Genomic DNA, 17,808 nt, shown 5'->3' with positions numbered 1-17,808 from the left:
ATAAATCACTGCAAGATAGTATAGTTAAATAACTAACAATTGGCTTACATTATTATTGTTTTTTACTACAGTGCTTTAAAAAATCCGTTGATTTTGAATTTAACCTACCGAAGCCCACAAATTTTGATGTAATTCCTGTGTGTTATGCCACTGTTTAGCTGCTAACCACTCAACTAATGGCTGTGGATCACTTGGAAAATTAATCTGTTTTTGTGATGTACTATTGAGCCAGTCATCCAACGCATTGGGGTTTAAGTAATTCATTACGTGCGCGGCTTTCATTGCTAATAATGTTTGTGCATTGGCGTCTTGTTCAAACTGCCCTGACAATGGTTTCAATAACAGTTTTTTACCTAATTTTAGTGCTTCGCTAGAGAGCTCAAAACCCGCATTTGCGATCACGCCACTGGCATTGGCTAAATCATTTAAAAAGCCACCACGTGAAGGGGCTCGTAGATGAATATTAGCGGATGAACTATCCTGAGCTTGCGGGTGGTAACAATAAAATTCTTTTTCAGGAAAATCTTGTAAGTAATCAATCACACTTCGCAGTTCTTCAAAAGGTAAATATACCAATACTTTATTGTCAACATTGACCGGATTATCATGTCGATGATGAGCAATAAAAGGAGGGATGATATTTTGTGCGAATGGCTGCCAATGCACGCCTAAATAGGTATCAGCAGGAGCATAATATTTTATTAATGAGCGGCGCAGTAAACTATGGCCAAACATTGGTACTTTGGGTGATAAAAATGCAGCTTGATGACTCATGCCTATTACTGGCACTGCTTGGCGTTTTGCTGCCCATGCAGTGATCGGTTCAAAGTCATTAAACACAAAATCATAACCCGATACATCTAACTGCTTTATGTCTTTTAGTAATCTACATATACGGCTATTTTTCACTGTTTGGTAACTATTGACTTGACCATTTTGAGTAGTAAAAGATAACCCCCGAAAGCTGCGATAATTAGTAAACTCGTCCATATCAAAGTAATTCTGCTGGGCTCGCCCTGAAAACACATAATCTACAGCAATCCCCATTTGCTTAAACGCATTCGCCATCACCCTTGCTCGGGTTATATGACCATTACCGGTCCCTTGAATGCCATAAAGTATTTTCATAAGGTAGCCACTATCAAGATTGCCAATAAACCACAGCTTCCCCCCATCAATGCACCAAGCACTACATCAACAGGAAAATGTACCCCAAGTAACACCCGCGATGCTGCGACCCCCGTTGCCCACAAAAAACATAACTCTGCGAATTGCGGGAAATACTGCGCTAAGATAACGGCAACTAAAAATGCGCCAGCACTGTGCCCTGACGGTAAACTAAATTTATCGCTGGGCGTAATGTAAGCGCCTTTTACTAAACAATCACATGGCCGAATTCTGGCAAAACTATTTTTAGCCACGTAATAAATGGGTCGCTCAATTAAAAAGCCCAGCAATAGAGTCATCGCCATAAGCCGTAATTCAGCTTCACTGCTAAGCCAGCCAAAACCAACAGCGATTAATACATAAAGCCCTCCATTGCCTGTTTTTGAGAAACCTAAAGCTGAATTTTTTAACCATTTTGGGGCATTGCCATTAAATAGCATCAAAAACAAACTTTGGTCCAGTTGGACAACTTTTTTTAGCATGTTGTTCTCACTCATTACTTGCTCCTTTAATTGTGCAAACTCTGTACACAATTTCAGCTTAGGCGGTGAAAATAACAATTGAGTGACGCTTTTAAGACACTAATATTGCTTTTCCTGTTTTAGCGCAATAATTGTTTAAAAAGAGCGCAATTTACTGTTATTAAGTCGTTGTTATTGCATTTAAGAAAGGTATACTGAACATCAGCTCACGTATCTTTAGAAAGGATAGAAAAATGGATTACAGCACTTCAGATTTATGCGATCACTTTGCCGATGTGGTCGATGTGCTCGAACCTATGTTTATTAACTTTGGTGGTCGCCACAATTTTAGTGGCCGTATTAAAACCGTCAAATGTTTTGAAAATAATGAACTGATCCGCGACATACTCTCTCAAGACGGCGAAGAATGTGTATTATTAATTGATGGGGGTGGTTCAACTCGTCGCGCATTAATCGATATCGAGCTTGCTGAACTAGCTGTAGAAAATAACTGGCAAGGCATTGTGGTATACGGTGCAGTACGTCATGTTGATGAACTTGAAGAGCTTGATTTAGGTATTCAAGCAATTGCTTCAATCCCTGTTGCAGCAGACAGCACCGGTGCTGGTGAAGACGGCATTGGCGTTAACTTCGCTGGTGTATCATTTTTTGATGACGACTTTATCTATGCAGATAGCACCGGTATTGTATTATCTGGTGAAGAACTTGAACTGGAAATCGTAGAAGAATAACGAGTGTCAAACCACCTACATATCTATGATGAAGCGACTGTAAAAGCTTGGTGTAGCAGTCGCGCTAATGAAAGAAAAGCATGGCAGTCAATAGCCCTACTTGACACTGGTGTTGATCCTTTACAAGCCATGCGCGATGCCGCGCAATTTGGTATTAAGTATGTATTACTAGGTATTTGCGAAGATATCGGGCCACGCGCCAACTTAGGCAATGGTGGTGCCGAAGATGGCTGGCAAGCATTTCTTAAGCGCTTTTTAAATCAACCTGATAACCAATTTTTAGCGAACGAAAAAGTTTTGTTATTAGGCGAAGTCGCGATCAGCGATTTGACTCTTGCGGCGCGCGATTTATCAAACCAAAATCCTCAGCAACTAACACAATTACGCCAGTTATGCGCCCAGCTTGATCAACGTGTTGAGCAAGTGCTGAGCTTAATTTTTGCTGCGGGGTTAGAGCCAATCGTTATTGGCGGTGGCCATAATAACTGCCTTGGTATTATTCGCGCATTAAGCAAGCATAAACAGCGCCCAATAAACGCGATCAACTTTGACCCTCATGCCGATTTCCGTGACTGTGAAGGCCGCCATAGTGGTAATGGTTTTCGCTATGCATATAACGAGCAACACTTAAATAATTATCATGTTATTGGCATGCACGAGCTGAAAAACAATCAAGCAATTATTGATGCTTTAGCTGCTGCCCAATTTAGTTATGATAGCTACCAAGCGCTGCAAGTGAGGCGCGAAAAAACCTTAACTGAAGCATGCCAGCAGGCACTATATAATCTAATTGATGCACCACTTGGGGTTGAAGTGGATCTTGATAGCATTTCATTAATGCCCGTCAGTGCGTATACCAATTGTGGTTTTAGTGTTAGCGATGCCGAGCACTTTGTGCATTTAGCTGCCAGTCAAGTAAACAGCCAATACTTGCATTTATGTGAAGCAGCCCCCAACCAACATCCTAGTGGTATACAGGCCGGAATGAGCGATGCAGGGCAAATAATCACAGCTCTCGTGAATGCTTATTTACAAGCCAAAGCAAACTAAAAAACGATTACGGATGCTCTATTTGCCATTGTTTTAACCAAGAGATCATGCCAACACTGCTCAGTGGATGACTGTAGTAATAACCCTGCGCAGCATAGGCGTTTAAACTTTTTACAAAATTAAGCTGCTCCAGTGTTTCTACCCCTTCGCAAATTACCTTCGCATTTTGTTGGTTATGCATATCAACCATACCACTTATCAAACTACGAACATGGCTTTGATGACTGAAATCAGCTGTTAATGAAGGCGCTATTTTCACATATGCAACGGCTAAATTTGGTAACTTAGCAAGCCAAATAGGGCTATCACCAAGGCCATCCACACAGACTTTAATACCAATGCTATTGATGCGTGCGACCATTGCTTTACCTTGCTCATCTAAACTCATAAACAGATTAAGTGGACACTCGACAATTAAATCGCCAGTTTGTAGTTGATGTTCGATAAAAATGTGATCAAGGAATTCGATAAATTCTTCATTTAGCATTTCAGAGCCAAATAAATTGATACTCAAAGGCATCGTTATGCCTTCCATGCGCAGTGCCATTGCAAGCTCTGCGGCGCGTTCAATAACAAATGTGGCTAATGGATAAGCAAGCCCTGCAACACGTATATCATCAATAAATCGATTAGCCGATAAAATCCCTTGTCTGGGATGTTGCCAACGCAGTAACAACTCTAAAAATTCAATTTTTTCATCGTGATTGCAAATGATGGGTTGGAAGTACAGTTCAAGTTCGCTAGAAAAATCGATATTTGCTAATTCTTGCAAACGCGCTTGCTGTTCTAGTTGCTCTATTCTCATTTGTTGATGGTACACCACCACTTGTTGTTTTGGGTGGCTATCTAAAGCGAGGTAAGCAAACGAAATTAAATTATCAAAGCTATTTTCTTGTTCATCGCAATCAACGAAACTGGCCCGTGCATTGACTTTAATAGTGCAATTAGCCACATTAAACGGCTTCAAGGTGGCCCCTAGTATTTGATTGATTAATTGCTCATGTAGATGTTTTTGCTGCGCTAAATTACATATAAATGCAAAATTAAGGCCACCAAGGTGAGCTAATTTTTGTTCCCCAGCTAAATTAATCACTTCTTCAATAAGCAGTAGTTGCTTAATACGGTTTGCAGACTGCGCTAATAGTAAATCCCCAAAGTCTCGGCCAATATGCTGATTAACCTGAGCAAACCCCTCCAACCGGATAACCACCAACGCAGCTCGTTGTTGATTGTTTTTACGCCAGTCGTAATAACCTTGTCGTAACTGCTTAATATCGGGAAGATTTAATAACGGCGCAGGCTCCATAAAGTGATTTATATGCGCTGCGTCATCAGCCTCAGCAACAAGCTCTTCATCATCAAAATAGCCAGACATAGCCATTACAATGCTCGCCAGTACAATTAAATAAAGAGGTAACTCAAGTAGTAAATGAGCCGCTAAGCACACCGTAAATACAAGTGCTGAGCAACAGCTCAAAGTGAGCATAGTCCATTTATTTTGCGAAAATGCCAGCCATAAATGCAAACCAATACTCAGTGCAAATAGTAACTCCAAAAAGTTAAAGCCGCCGCTTAATACTGCCAGCCCAAGTACCCCATTGCTGAGATAGCTAAAGCGCAGTAATGGCTTTTTAACCACGCACAAGGCACAGATCATCGCCATAAAAATAGCGCCGGCTAAAAAAGTAGGCGTCAATATATTGTTTAAAAAAGCGCTCCCTGCAGAATATTCAAGTCCCGTATTTGTTAATAGCGCGATTAAAATCATTTTTTGAGTACAACATTACAACAGACTAATTTAGTCTACCCAAAATCCACAGATTTAACAGTTTATTCACGCCAAATTGATAACTTAATTGTGCTGGGTGGGATATTTGCCAATGAGCTATATCGGCACGCATGCCGACTTTTAACACTCCGCGATCAGTTAAACCCAATGCTTTGGCGGCATTACGCGTAACTCCGGCGAGAGTTTCTTCAGGAGTTAAGCGAAATAAAGTACACCCCATATTCATCATTAATTGCAAAGAACACAAGGGTGATGTACCTGGATTAAAGTCTGTCGAAATCGCTATTGGTACTTGATACTGTTTTAATAGCTCAATTGGCGGCTGTTTGGTTTCGCGTAAAAAATAAAATGCCCCGGGTAATAATACCGCCACAGCGCCTGCTGCAGCCATGGCCTTTACTCCAGCTTCATCTAAATGTTCAATATGATCAGCAGATAACCCATTAAATTCAGCGACTAATTGTGCTCCTTGCTGATTTGAAAGCTGTTCAGCATGACATTTCACTGGCAAATTATGTTTTTTTGCGGCATTAAAAACTCGTCGAGTTTGCTCATTACTAAAACCAACATTTTCGCAAAACACATCGACAGCATCGGCTAAATTTGCAGTGACCACTTGCTCAAGCATCTCATTACAAACCAGATCGATATACTCATCACTGCGACCTTTATATTCCAAAGGTAGGGCATGCGCCCCCAAAAATGTCGTTTTTACATCAATTGGGTGATTTTCACCTAACAAACGTGCCACTTCGAGGATTTTAACTTCATTTTCGCAATCAAGTCCGTAACCAGATTTGATCTCAACGGTACTCACTCCCTCGGCATAGAGGGCATTGAGACGATCCTTCGCGAGCACAAATAAAGCCTCATGATCCGCAGCTCGTGTGGCTGCTACCGTACTAGCGATCCCCCCACCTTGCGCTGCTATTTGCTCGTAACTAACACCTTGTAAACGCTGTTCAAACTCTTCAGCTCTTGAGCCGGCAAACACTAAGTGGGTATGACAATCAATTAAACCAGGTGTTAGCCACTGCCCTTTTGCTGAAAGCATCGGCGTTGCTAATACGTCGAATTTAGGTAAATCGGCCTGTTTACCCAACCACACAATGACACCTTTACGGATTGCCAGCGCTGCATTTTCGATGGCGCCATAAGGTGCTGCAATACTGCAATCCATAGTTGCGATATTGGCATCGGTGATCAATAAATCCCAGTCATTAGCCGGATCATTTGCAGTGATTGTTGTCATATTAACTCCGAAAATTATTTTTTCTCAGTCTAACAAGTCATCTTGTATATACAAGGTAAATATGCCATCTTATAGTTAATAGTAAATTTAAAAGACCATAATAATTTAATGACGACACCTAAGTTCGCACAAATAAAGCAATTTATTGTTGATAATATCCGCAGCGGCGCATGGCTTGAAAACCAACGTGTGGCTTCTGAAAATGAATTGGCCGAACAATTTAGTGTTAGTCGAATGACTGCGCGCCGAGCGTTAAGCGAATTAACCGAAGCAGGTATTCTTACTCGTAGCCAAGGTTTAGGCACGTTTGTTGCCAGTTTTAAATCACAATCATCATTGCTTGAAATTAAAAATATAGCAGATGAAGTCAAAGCCCGTAACGGCAATTACAGCTGTACAGTATTAGTGCTTGAATCTATCAGCGCCATTGCGCCAATTGCGATTGCACTGGGTGTTGAAGTAGATAGCGTGGTGTATCGCAGTGTATTAGTGCATAACGAAAACGAACAGCCACTGCAAGTTGAGGAGCGCTTTGTTAACCCGGCCCTAGCAACAAGCTACCTTCAACAAGATTTTACTGCGTTAACTCCGCACGAATATTTATCGAGCGTCGCACCATTAACTGAAGCGCGCCATACGGTAGAAGCAATAATGCCTAACAGCGAAATGTGCCAATGGCTTAATTTATACCATGAAGAGCCATGCTTACAGGTGATTAGGCGTACTTGGTCATCATCTGGGATTGTTAGTTTTGCCCGTTTAGTATCACCGGGTAGTAAGTATCGCTTAGGCGGACATTTAACTTTTAAAAAGTAATATGTAAAAAATAACATTAGAAAGAATATAAAAATCAAAATGATGCGCTTCACAGCGTATTTTTTGAAACCAATAAGCTTGTATATACAACAGGAGTAATCTATGAACAACAGACTTGATGAATCTCGCGTTATTCGCGCCCCACACGGCGATAAAATCAGCGCTAAGAGCTGGCTCACCGAAGCAGCTAAGCGCATGTTAATGAATAATTTAGATCCTGAAGTAGCCGAACATCCACATGCTTTAGTTGTGTACGGTGGGATTGGTCGTGCAGCGCGTGATTGGCCTTGCTTTGATAAAATCATCGAAACTCTCGACAGACTCGAAGACGACGAAACGCTACTCGTACAATCAGGCAAACCTGTTGGGGTATTTAAAACTCACAGTAATGCACCGCGAGTATTAATTGCCAACTCAAACTTAGTACCTCACTGGGCTAATTGGGAGCATTTTAACGAGCTCGATAAACTTGGTTTGATGATGTATGGGCAAATGACTGCGGGATCATGGATCTACATTGGATCACAAGGCATAGTACAAGGTACCTACGAAACCTTTGTAGCAATGGCAAAACAACATTTTAATGGTGACGCTGCTGGAAAGTGGGTGCTAACCGGTGGCTTAGGCGGTATGGGCGGCGCGCAGCCACTTGCGGCAACCATGGCGGGATTTAGCGCACTCGTAGTTGAATGCGATGAAACGCGTATCGATTTTCGGATCAAAACCCGCTATGTGGATGTTAAAGCAACCGATTTAGATCATGCACTGGAGCTTATCAACGAGGCGTGTGGCAAAGGCGAAGCGCTGTCAGTCGGCTTACTTGGTAATGCCGCTGATGTATTTAGTGAGCTTGTTAACCGAGCTATTACTCCCGATGTAGTGACCGATCAAACCTCTGCTCACGACCCGTTGAATGGCTATTTACCGCAAGGTTGGAGCATGCAACACGCGGCTAAAATGCGTGAACAAGATCCACAAGCGGTTGTCAAAGCAGCTAAGCAATCTATGGCTGTGCAAGTCAACGCAATGTTAGCACTACAACAAGCTGGTGCTGCAACAACTGACTACGGCAATAACATTCGTCAAATGGCATTTGACGAAGGCGTAACAAATGCCTTTGATTTCCCAGGTTTTGTGCCAGCTTATATTCGTCCATTATTTTGCGAAGGAATTGGTCCATTCCGTTGGGTGGCATTATCAGGCGATCCTGAAGATATTTATAAAACCGACGCAAAAGTGAAAGAGCTTATTCCTGACGACAAACACTTACATAACTGGCTTGATATGGCTCGTGAACGTATTCAATTCCAGGGCTTACCTGCTCGTATTTGCTGGGTTGGCTTAAAAGACCGCGCTCGTTTAGCGCTGGCGTTTAATGAGATGGTCAAAAATGGTGAGCTTAAAGCACCGATTGTGATCGGCCGTGACCATTTAGACTCAGGCTCAGTTGCGAGTCCAAACCGTGAAACCGAAGCAATGAAAGACGGCTCAGATGCAGTATCAGATTGGCCATTACTTAATGCATTACTGAATACCGCAGGAGGTGCAACATGGGTGTCACTTCATCATGGTGGTGGTGTAGGTATGGGCTTTAGCCAACATTCTGGCGTAGTCATTGTTGCTGATGGCACCGACGAAGCAGCTGCGCGGGTTGGCCGCGTATTATGGAATGATCCTGCAACGGGCGTTATGCGCCACGCGGATGCAGGTTACGATATTGCAATTAATTGTGCGACCGAGCAAGGCCTCGACCTGCCAATGTTAAATAAGGAATAATCATGTTTAAACTCACCCTAACACCTGGAAAGCTCGATTTAGCAACACTGCGCCAAATTAATTTATCACCAGTGACGTTAACGCTCGCCAAAGATAGCGAGATAAAAATAGCAGCCAGTGCACAAACCGTGCAAGACGTGATTGATCAACACAGAACGGTATATGGCATTAATACCGGTTTTGGCTTACTCGCTAATACTAAAATTGCTGAACATGAATTAGAGTTACTCCAGCGATCCATTGTACTTTCCCATGCTGCGGGCATCGGTGCTTATATGGATGACAGCACAGTACGATTGATGATGGTATTGAAAATTAATTCATTATCACGTGGCTTTTCTGGCATTCGCCTAAAAGTGATCGAATTCTTTATGCAGTTACTTGCTGCACAAGTCTATCCATGCGTGCCAAAAAAAGGCTCGGTAGGTGCATCTGGCGATTTAGCGCCACTTTCACATATGTGTTTACCACTGCTCGGCGAAGGCGAAATGCGCTATCAAGGTAAACTCATTAGCGCCAATGAAGGTCTTAAAATAGCCGGTCTTGAGCCATTAACACTGGCCGCTAAAGAAGGCTTGGCTTTGTTAAATGGCACTCAAGCCTCTACCGCATTTGCGCTTCAAGGTCTATTTCGGGCTGAAGATTTATATGCACAAAGCTGCGCGATTGGCTCAATTAGTATTGAAGCTGCAATGGGGAGTCGTTCGCCATTTGATGCACGTATTCATGAAATTCGTGGCCAACTTGGTCAAATCGATACCGCGGCAATGTTTCGCGATATGCTCGGTGAACATTCACAGATCAGCGAAGCTCATGTGGATTGTGAAAAAGTACAAGACCCGTATTGCCTACGCTGTCAGCCACAAGTACTTGGTGCGTGTTTAACGCAAATTCGCCAAGCAGCCGAAGTGTTGTTGTGTGAATCTAATGGTGTAACCGACAACCCATTAGTATTTGCTGATGTAGGCGATATTATTTCGGGAGGTAACTTCCACGCCGAGCCTGTGGCTATGGCAGCCGACAATTTAGCATTAGCGATTGCCGAAATTGGTGCACTAGCTGAGCGTCGTATTGCGTTACTCATCGATTCAAACTTATCAAAGTTACCACCTTTCTTAGTTGAAAACGGCGGCGTTAATTCAGGCTTTATGATTGCACAAGTAACCGCAGCAGCATTAGCGTCTGAAAATAAATCATTGGCGCACCCTGCTTCTGTGGATAGCTTACCAACTTCAGCGAACCAAGAAGACCATGTTTCTATGGCAACTTTTGCAGCACGTCGTCTGCAAGAAATGGCTGATAACACGCAAGGCGTACTGGCAATTGAATGGTTGGCATCTGCGCAAGGGTTAGAATTTAGAAAGCCATTGCAAGCATCAGCCAAAGTTGAACAAGCTAAAGCAACACTGCGCACAAAAGTGAGCTACTACGATAAAGACCGTTATTTTGGCCCAGATATCGAAGCAGCTAATTTATTATTACAGCAAGGTGAGTTGTGTAATTTATTACCTAAAGGCGTATTACCGTCGTTTTAAATAGCAAACTGATAGTTAAAACCAAGTGATTCAATAGCCGAACCATCAATGATGCGTTCGGCGCTTTCGTCACTCGTAAATGTAGGAGGGGTTGTTCCGTATTGCTGGCATTTTTGCTGATAGTAATCTGCTTTGCTTGGATGAGCTGGATTGACGACATTGTAAATTGGCGCTGCAACTTGCCAATTCTCCACCACAGTAACAATCGCATTAATAACATCTTGTTGCTGCACCATATTAACGGTTTGGTTGCTCGAACTTTGTAGTTCTTTGCCTGCCACAAAACGCCCAGGCTCTCGCTCTGGCCCAATTAAACCACCGAGTCTAAGTACTTTTCCACCCGCATTTAATACCAGTTGCTCAGCATCAATTAATGGCTGTTGGCGTGCAGTACTTACTTTAATCTCACTTTGCTCTGTATAGGTTAGATTATCTTGATCATAAACAGCCGTTGATGAACACAACAAAAAACCTTTTGCATTCATGGTGCCTGCCAGTTCAATGGCTAATTTTAACGTGGCTAAATAATGGCTATCAGCGTGGCGACTACGTGGTGGTATAGCACACACCCACCACGCATTATGTAAATCTAGTTGATGAACTAATTGCTGATCTGCAAATACTAACTGGCGCTGAAAAGCATGTTGATGCTCAGCGCTACGATGAGTGCCTTGAACATCCCAGCCTTTTGCAAGCTGTTGTAAGCACAATGGCTGACCCAACCAACCTGCGCCCAATACTATTAATTGGTCTTTATTTGTACCCGCCACGCAACATTCCTCTTACAATTAAATAGAAATTTGTTCACTTCTCTCATCGCACACAATAGCGATTAAGATAAAGATATGATTAGATAAGAGTGCTTACTCTACTAAATAATAAGAATGTGTGCACTTATGTTACGAAATCTATCATTACGAAAAAAAATCCTGTTATTAATTGGTGGCACTATCAGTGTGCTGTTACTTATTGCCTCGGCTTACTTTGTGAACCATATAGCCGCCTTGTCTCGTCAAAGTATTGAACGCGAAGCATACAGCTACTTACAAAGTGAACAGCTGTCAATGCAGAGCTATTTTGCTCAATATGGCAAAGTTGTAGAAACTTTTGTGAATAATCCTCATCTCGTTAACTGGTTTGACGCATGGGATAAACGCGACCAAACACTCCAAGGTGCGCTAGGCTACGACGAAGTAAATCAAGACTTTATACGCATTAGTGGCAATGATGAAAATATTCTCTCGGCATTTTTTGCCTCCGCCAAAACCGGTGAATATTTTAAAGAGCATGAACGTACTACCCACTATAATGGCCAGCCGTATTACGCTTATAAACGTGGTTGGTGGCAAGATGCATTAAAAATTAACCGTTTATATGTCGGGCCCATTTCAGTTGATTTAACCACAGGTAATGCCTCTGCGGTTGTGCAACAGCCTGTTTATAATAAGCAACGCGAACTAATTGGTTTTGGTGGCGTAGATTTACAACTGAATAAAATCAATAAAATGGTCGAAGATATTCGTTTTAACGGTCAAGGTTTTGGCTTTTTACTCGATGGCGACCAAAAAGTGGTGCATTTCTCAAAACGTACCAACCATAAACTTTCAATCACCGATGAAGGCCCTAACGGTAAAGAAGGCTTAGAAGTACTTGAAAAACAATTTAGCGACACGCAAGGCTTCAGTGCGCTCAACCAGCAAATGAAAAATAACGTCGCTGGTGATGCCAAAGTAACCTTGCAAGGGCAAGAGTACTTTGTGGTTTATAACCGCTTACAATTAGAGCATCCTTATCTAAACTGGTACGTGGGTATTTTAGTGCCACACACTATGATTGATGAGCCAGTAAATGACGCGGTCATGACCACCACCAGCTCGGTCGTTATTATTTTATTAATCATCATCGCAATGATTTTGTGGGCCACACAGATGATCTCACAGCCGATCATCACCTTGACCCATATCATGCGCGATATTGCTTCTGGGGATGGCGATTTAACCCAAAAAATTACTATTGATAGCAAAGATGAAGTTGGCCAGTTAGCTCATCATATGAATACCTTTATCGATAAATTACGCGTTATGATGCTTAATACCGCAGTACAGGCTGAACAACTTACCGATGCGGCGGCACAATTAAAATCGGTTTCGCAACAAACTAATGACGAAATTCAACAAGAAAAACAGCAGGTTGATAGTGTTAGCGCTGCAGTAACCGAAATGGCGACCACGGTTATGGAGATCTCCCGTAATGCACAACACACCAACAATGCAGCTGAGGAAGTCCAACAGATCACTGCAGATGGCGCCACTCGCTCGCAAAATGCACAAAGCGTGATGACCGCCTTAGCTGACCATATTGGCGAAGCTGCTAAAGTGGTCGCAGGCCTAGAGCAAGAAAGTGGTAACATCGGCGCCGTAGTTGATGTGATCAATTCCATTGCAGAGCAAACCAATTTGCTGGCGCTGAACGCTGCAATTGAAGCCGCCCGTGCTGGTGAGCAAGGCCGTGGCTTTGCGGTCGTAGCCGATGAAGTTCGCTCGTTGGCCAGTCGCACACAAGAGTCAACTGATGATATTCGCAACATGATCTCACGCTTACAGCAAATTGCACAGAAAGCTTCAACTATGATGCAACAAGGACAAGAGCGCGCGCAAAGCTCGGTTACGCAAACGCAAGAAGTACTAGATGCATTGCAAAACATTGCTGACTCAGTGACTAAAGTACAAGATCAAAGTCATCACATTGCCACCTCAACCGAGCAACAAACGGTGGTTGCCGAAGATATAAATAATAGTTTAGCGGCAATTAATCACTTAGTGAACAGCACTGCAGATCATGCCCTTGAGCTTGCTGATGAAGCCAGGGACCTTAACGAGCTTGCCAGCTTACTAAATAAAACCGTTAATCAGTTTAAGCTTAAGTAAGCCAATATTGATAAGCAAAAGAGTGCTCCGGCACTCTTTTTTGTTGTAGATCAATATTCCCTCGACGCATCCTTTTTATACTAACGAAAATGATATAAAAGGTGCGCGTGATGATTAATTTACCCAAATGGGATCAAAGCTTAATAAATAAGTACAATGTGTCTGGACCAAGATACACCTCCTACCCCACAGCATTGTCGTTTAATGATGGCTATCAACAACAAGACTTGATCAGTGCAATTAACTCATCAAACAGTCGCAGCTTATCTTTATATATCCACATTCCGTTTTGCAGTCAGCTTTGCTATTACTGTGGCTGTAACAAAGTAATAACCCGCCATCAATCAAAAGCTGACTTATACCTAGATTATCTTGAAAAAGAAATCATCGCTCAAGCGCTGCTATTTGATAGCTATCAAGTACAGCAACTGCATTTAGGCGGTGGCACGCCCACTTTTTTAACAACCAGCCAAATGAGCCGTTTAATCGCGCTACTTGAGCTGCACTTTAAGTTTGCTCCCGATGCAGAGCGTGGTATTGAAATAGACCCTCGCTCACTGGCAACTGACATGCTCAGCCACTTGCGTAGCCTTGGCTTTAACCGTGTATCATTTGGCATTCAAGACTTTAATGATGATGTACAGCTTGCCGTTAACCGTCCACAAAGTGCTGATGCAGTAAAAAGTTTGATTGGTGAAGCCCGTGAACTCGGCTTCAAATCAATTAATGCAGATATGATTTATGGCTTACCACTGCAAACCCCTGAGAGCTTTAAAGAGACTATTGAGCAATTAATTGCCCTTAGTCCTGATCGTGTATCGGTATTTAATTACGCGCACTTACCGGATCGCTTTGCCGCTCAGCGAAAAATTAAGGATGCAGATTTACCTAGCGCTCACGATAAGCTCACCATGTTTAAGAATACCTTAGAACAAATGAGTAACGCAGGTTATCAGTTTATTGGTATGGATCACTTTGCAAAAACCAGTAATGAGTTAGCTATTGCACAAAATAGTCAGCAATTACATCGTAATTTTCAAGGCTACACCACTCATGGAGACTGTGATTTGCTGGGTTTAGGGGTGTCATCAATTTCACAAATTGGCACTGCTATTTTGCAAAATCAAAAAGAGTTAAAGCATTACTATCACGCGATTGATAATCAGCTTGGCAGTGCAATCAGCAAAGGTATGAAACTTGATAATGATGACGTTATTCGCGCTGATGTGATCAAACAGCTTATTTGCCACTTTGAACTGAATATGCAAAGTATTGCTAATACCTATCAACTCGACTTTAAAGATTACTTTGCCAGCTCACTGCAAGCTCTTGAGCCACTAATAGCAGATGGCATGGTGACTATCGATGCAGACTTAATAACCGTCACAGCACGCGGCAATTTGTTTATTCGTATCATTTGTATGTGTTTTGATGCTCATTTACAAAAACAGATTAACGCGACTCGGTTCTCTCGGGTAATTTAATCTGAGTGCACAAGCATAAAAAAAGCAGACCGAGGTCTGCTTTTTTATTGATACTGTAAAATTAGTTAAACACCACGTTTTCGCTACCAGGGGCTGCTTTAAACTCTTCAATGATTTTCTCACAGTCAGCTTTAATTTGCTCTGCATGAGTTTCTTCAGCACGCCAGCGAGCGCTGTCTTGTTTAAATATTTCTTTTTTCGAATATTTTTTACGAGCGTCATGAGTTGGCATTTCTTTTACCACTTCATACATCGCAAATATGCCTGGATAACGCCCTGGAAGGTCTTCGTCATCCTCAAAGCTGTATTGCGACATTAGCACCCAAATACGCAAACACCCTTCTGAGAACTCACATTGCTCTTGGTGCATAGCACGGGCGATTAAATGAATGCTGTCTGCGAGCTTGGCATTACGCTCTAAGCGCGACTTAGCTAACTTAGCTTGCTGCTTTACCTGCTCTTTCGCGATCAGTTTTTTTTGCGCACTGAGTTTATACAGTAATTGGCCAGCATAAAATGCCAGCCCCGCAATGATCACAGCGCCAACACACAGAGCCAAGATCATTATGTTCATTATTTATCGTCCTCGTCATCTAACCATTCATTGGCTAAATCATTCGACAAGTAATGATCAAAGTCACTATTAGCTTCTTCGCTAAACTCTTCATCATCAAAATCGTCAGCTTCGTCTTCAATACCAAGCAATTCACATAACACTTGATGACGTGCAATACGGCTGTTGAAGTATTTAGCATCTTTACCTGTTAATAACTGGCCACTTTCATGTAACTCAACCAGCTTCAATAAGCGCTCGTCATTTTCTAGCGCTTCTAATTCTTGCTCTGGTGAAAGCTCAGGCTGAACTACTTTTTTCAGTTCAACTTGTGGCTTCAAGTTACGTTTAAGCTCAATAACTGGTTCAGCTGCAACGGCAATTAAAGGGATTGGTTTTTTACTACCAACACGTTTGTCTTTATGTTGCTGATTACTATTACTCTCAGGCTGTAAAGCGTCTATCGAATTACGTGAACCTGGCTTTGCACCTTTGGTCTTTTTAACGCGTTGTTCTTTCAATGCACGCATTTCTTTAAGCTTATCTTTGCTTAAACGAACAGGACCGTTAGACGGGATTTTACGTGACTTTTTAGTTCTACTCATATCTTGATCATCTCACTTAAGAGGTTTTGAGCAACGCGCATTTTGGCGTTGCGATGCTGGCCTTGCCAGAAGAATTCGGTTTGTGCGGATTGAGGTTGGGTAACTCGACTACTTGCGCACTTTCTATACATTTAAGTATAAACGATGGCTATTGTAACAGGACAAATAAAAAGGCGGTAGAGAAAACATCTCTACCGCCTGCTAATCTGAGCGCCATTTAACTGGACACTTCTCCCTTCGACTTTTTAGTCTTTATTATTGTTATTATTTTTGTTGTTCCATGTTGTTATTATTTTTACCTTCCGTGTAGCATTCCATTTTGTTTTTATTTTAAACTTCCGTGAGATTTTATTATTCTCGGTCTTCATTGACTCTTTTTTAATATTCCTTCGGTGACATCAACCGATGTCTTATCCCCGATAATCACGTCACACTACTTTCCGTGTAGTTTAGTCCATTTTGTTCTTATTGTTTCAGCGACAGGGGTTAATTTACGCATTAATAATTTTGTTACAACTAATTTATATAATTTTTCTTACGCAATACAAATTGCAACATAACCAAAACATTAAATTACAATAAGTTATGATAAAAACAAAAATAAAAATAGGATTTAGCTTACAGCAAGGCATGGTCAATGTCTTACAAGGAAAGAGGTAATATCGACAAAACACAAATACAAAAAAAGCAGCTTACGCTGCTTTTTGTAACCACTATAGATTTTAGGATTAATAATAAAACTAATCTATACTACTTTAGTGTAGTCCACCTAAGTACTTAGAAAGCACTTCGATATCTTTGTCTGTTAGCTTGGTGGCAATATCTTGCATCATGCCATTTAAATCATTATGACGCACACCATCACGGAATTTCTCAAGTTGTGACTTGATGTATTCTGGATGTTGAAAAGAAATTTTTGGAAACTTAGCTAATGATGAGCCATTACCACGTGGGCCATGACATGCTGCGCATGCTGGAATACCACGTTCTGCGTCACCTGCTTTATAAAGCATGGCGCCAACGTCAACGATATCTTTAGGTGTTGCACCCTCTGACATGTTAAGTGACGAAAAATAAGCAGCCAAATCTTTCATGTCTTGATCGTTCAATGGCATTGCCATCGCGCTCATGACTGGATCCATACGACCCTCTTTACCACCTGAAGTCATACCTAACTTCAATTCAGTAAGTTGCTTATAAATATAATCCGCGTGTTGGCCTGCAAGTTTTGGGTAGATATTAACCGGCGCGTTACCGTCTGGGCCGTGACAAGCCGCACACGTTGCTGATTTTTCTTTACCTGCGTTTACATCGCCATCAAATGCTGTTGCGTTGCTTGCTGACAACGCACCAAGCAATATAGTTAAAGATAGTGCTATTTTTTTCATGGTGAATTCTCTGTTTCCGACCCTGTATCATCTACAATATGGATGTTGTGATTTACATATTCTACACGATAATAAATTCTCTGGCACGTTTTCTACTCATATTAAACTTATAAATTATAGGGTTTTGACCTAGATTAAGCTTTGGCCGTATCATTTTAGTTGATTTTAGGCTGCTATCTTAGTCTAAATCCGCTTTTTAATAGTGTAGTAATAGTATAAAATGCGCCCCTTAAGTGAACTTTAATTAAGTAAA

General features: G+C 41.8%; 15 protein-coding genes. 7 read left to right on the top strand and 8 right to left on the bottom strand.

The window, feature by feature from the left end:
- Positions 1-99: 99 nt before the first annotated feature.
- Together H5201_RS07285 and H5201_RS07280 are read right to left on the bottom strand one after the other, a co-directional pair.
- Positions 100-1,128 (bottom strand): MJ1255/VC2487 family glycosyltransferase, encoded by a 1,029-nt coding sequence (locus H5201_RS07285; protein WP_149982619.1) that lies wholly within the window; start codon positions 1,126-1,128, stop codon positions 100-102.
- Positions 1,125-1,664, bottom strand: coding sequence for a phosphatase PAP2 family protein (locus H5201_RS07280; protein WP_145238476.1), 540 nt, complete (start codon positions 1,662-1,664; stop codon positions 1,125-1,127). Before H5201_RS07280 ends, H5201_RS07285 begins: the two co-directional genes overlap by 4 nt.
- 218 nt (positions 1,665-1,882) lie before the next feature.
- Here H5201_RS07280 and rraA point away from each other — a divergent pair, with 218 nt between their 5' ends.
- Together rraA and H5201_RS07270 are read left to right on the top strand one after the other, a co-directional pair.
- Positions 1,883-2,380 carry a ribonuclease E activity regulator RraA gene (gene rraA, locus H5201_RS07275; RefSeq protein WP_145238473.1) on the top strand — a complete coding sequence of 166 codons (498 nt, stop codon included), beginning with the start codon at positions 1,883-1,885 and terminating at the stop codon, positions 2,378-2,380.
- Positions 2,381-2,383: 3 nt separating this feature from the next.
- Entirely contained in the window at positions 2,384-3,430 is a 1,047-nt protein-coding gene (locus tag H5201_RS07270) for a formimidoylglutamase (protein WP_182740287.1), read from the top strand.
- Positions 3,431-3,437: 7 nt separating this feature from the next.
- On the opposite strand, the gene H5201_RS07265 is transcribed toward H5201_RS07270, so the two are convergent.
- On the bottom strand, positions 3,438-5,093 hold the full coding sequence (locus tag H5201_RS07265; protein ID WP_182784109.1) for a GGDEF domain-containing phosphodiesterase: 1,656 nt from the start codon (positions 5,091-5,093) through the stop codon (positions 3,438-3,440).
- Between the two features lie 130 nt (positions 5,094-5,223).
- Entirely contained in the window at positions 5,224-6,471 is a 1,248-nt protein-coding gene (gene hutI, locus H5201_RS07260; RefSeq protein WP_182717687.1) for an imidazolonepropionase, read from the bottom strand.
- A gap of 108 nt (positions 6,472-6,579) precedes the next feature.
- Here hutI and hutC point away from each other — a divergent pair, with 108 nt between their 5' ends.
- From hutC to hutH, 3 genes are all read left to right on the top strand, one after another.
- Positions 6,580-7,287, top strand: coding sequence for a histidine utilization repressor (hutC, locus tag H5201_RS07255; protein WP_149982615.1), 708 nt, complete (start codon positions 6,580-6,582; stop codon positions 7,285-7,287).
- A 102-nt stretch (positions 7,288-7,389) separates the two neighbouring features.
- Entirely contained in the window at positions 7,390-9,063 is a 1,674-nt protein-coding gene (gene hutU / locus H5201_RS07250) for a urocanate hydratase (protein WP_145238458.1), read from the top strand.
- A gap of 2 nt (positions 9,064-9,065) precedes the next feature.
- Positions 9,066-10,598 carry a histidine ammonia-lyase gene (gene hutH / locus H5201_RS07245; RefSeq protein ID WP_182740286.1) on the top strand — a complete coding sequence of 511 codons (1,533 nt, stop codon included), beginning with the start codon at positions 9,066-9,068 and terminating at the stop codon, positions 10,596-10,598.
- Here hutH and H5201_RS07240 read toward each other — a convergent pair.
- Positions 10,595-11,368, bottom strand: coding sequence for an NADP-binding protein (locus H5201_RS07240; protein WP_182784101.1), 774 nt, complete (start codon positions 11,366-11,368; stop codon positions 10,595-10,597). The genes hutH and H5201_RS07240 overlap by 4 nt on opposite strands.
- A gap of 126 nt (positions 11,369-11,494) precedes the next feature.
- Between H5201_RS07240 and H5201_RS07235 the strand changes: the two genes are divergently transcribed.
- Both H5201_RS07235 and hemN read left to right on the top strand, forming a co-directional pair.
- Positions 11,495-13,525, top strand: a complete 2,031-nt coding sequence (locus H5201_RS07235; protein WP_182784099.1) for a methyl-accepting chemotaxis protein — start codon at positions 11,495-11,497, stop codon at positions 13,523-13,525.
- Between the two features lie 110 nt (positions 13,526-13,635).
- Positions 13,636-15,009, top strand: a complete 1,374-nt coding sequence (gene hemN, locus H5201_RS07230) for an oxygen-independent coproporphyrinogen III oxidase (protein ID WP_182717683.1) — start codon at positions 13,636-13,638, stop codon at positions 15,007-15,009.
- A gap of 61 nt (positions 15,010-15,070) precedes the next feature.
- Here the strand turns inward: hemN and H5201_RS07225 are convergent, their stop codons facing one another.
- The 3 genes from H5201_RS07225 to H5201_RS07215 all read right to left on the bottom strand — a co-directional run bounded on the left by H5201_RS07225 (position 15,071) and on the right by H5201_RS07215 (position 17,555).
- Positions 15,071-15,583, bottom strand: coding sequence for a DUF2489 domain-containing protein (locus H5201_RS07225; protein WP_220491317.1), 513 nt, complete (start codon positions 15,581-15,583; stop codon positions 15,071-15,073).
- On the bottom strand, positions 15,583-16,167 hold the full coding sequence (gene yihI / locus H5201_RS07220; RefSeq protein WP_145238440.1) for a Der GTPase-activating protein YihI: 585 nt from the start codon (positions 16,165-16,167) through the stop codon (positions 15,583-15,585). Before yihI ends, H5201_RS07225 begins: the two co-directional genes overlap by 1 nt.
- Positions 16,168-16,922: 755 nt before the next feature.
- Positions 16,923-17,555: a cytochrome c gene (locus H5201_RS07215; RefSeq protein ID WP_149982610.1), complete on the bottom strand. Its 633-nt coding sequence runs from the start codon at positions 17,553-17,555 to the stop codon at positions 16,923-16,925.
- Positions 17,556-17,808 lie beyond the last annotated feature (253 nt).

It is taken from the genome of Pseudoalteromonas sp. SG43-6, assembly GCF_014164365.1.
GTDB classification, from domain to species: Bacteria; Pseudomonadota; Gammaproteobacteria; order Enterobacterales; family Alteromonadaceae; genus Pseudoalteromonas; species Pseudoalteromonas rhizosphaerae.
Note: the sequence above shows the minus strand (reverse complement) of the source record. Positions and strands in the feature narration are given on the sequence as shown.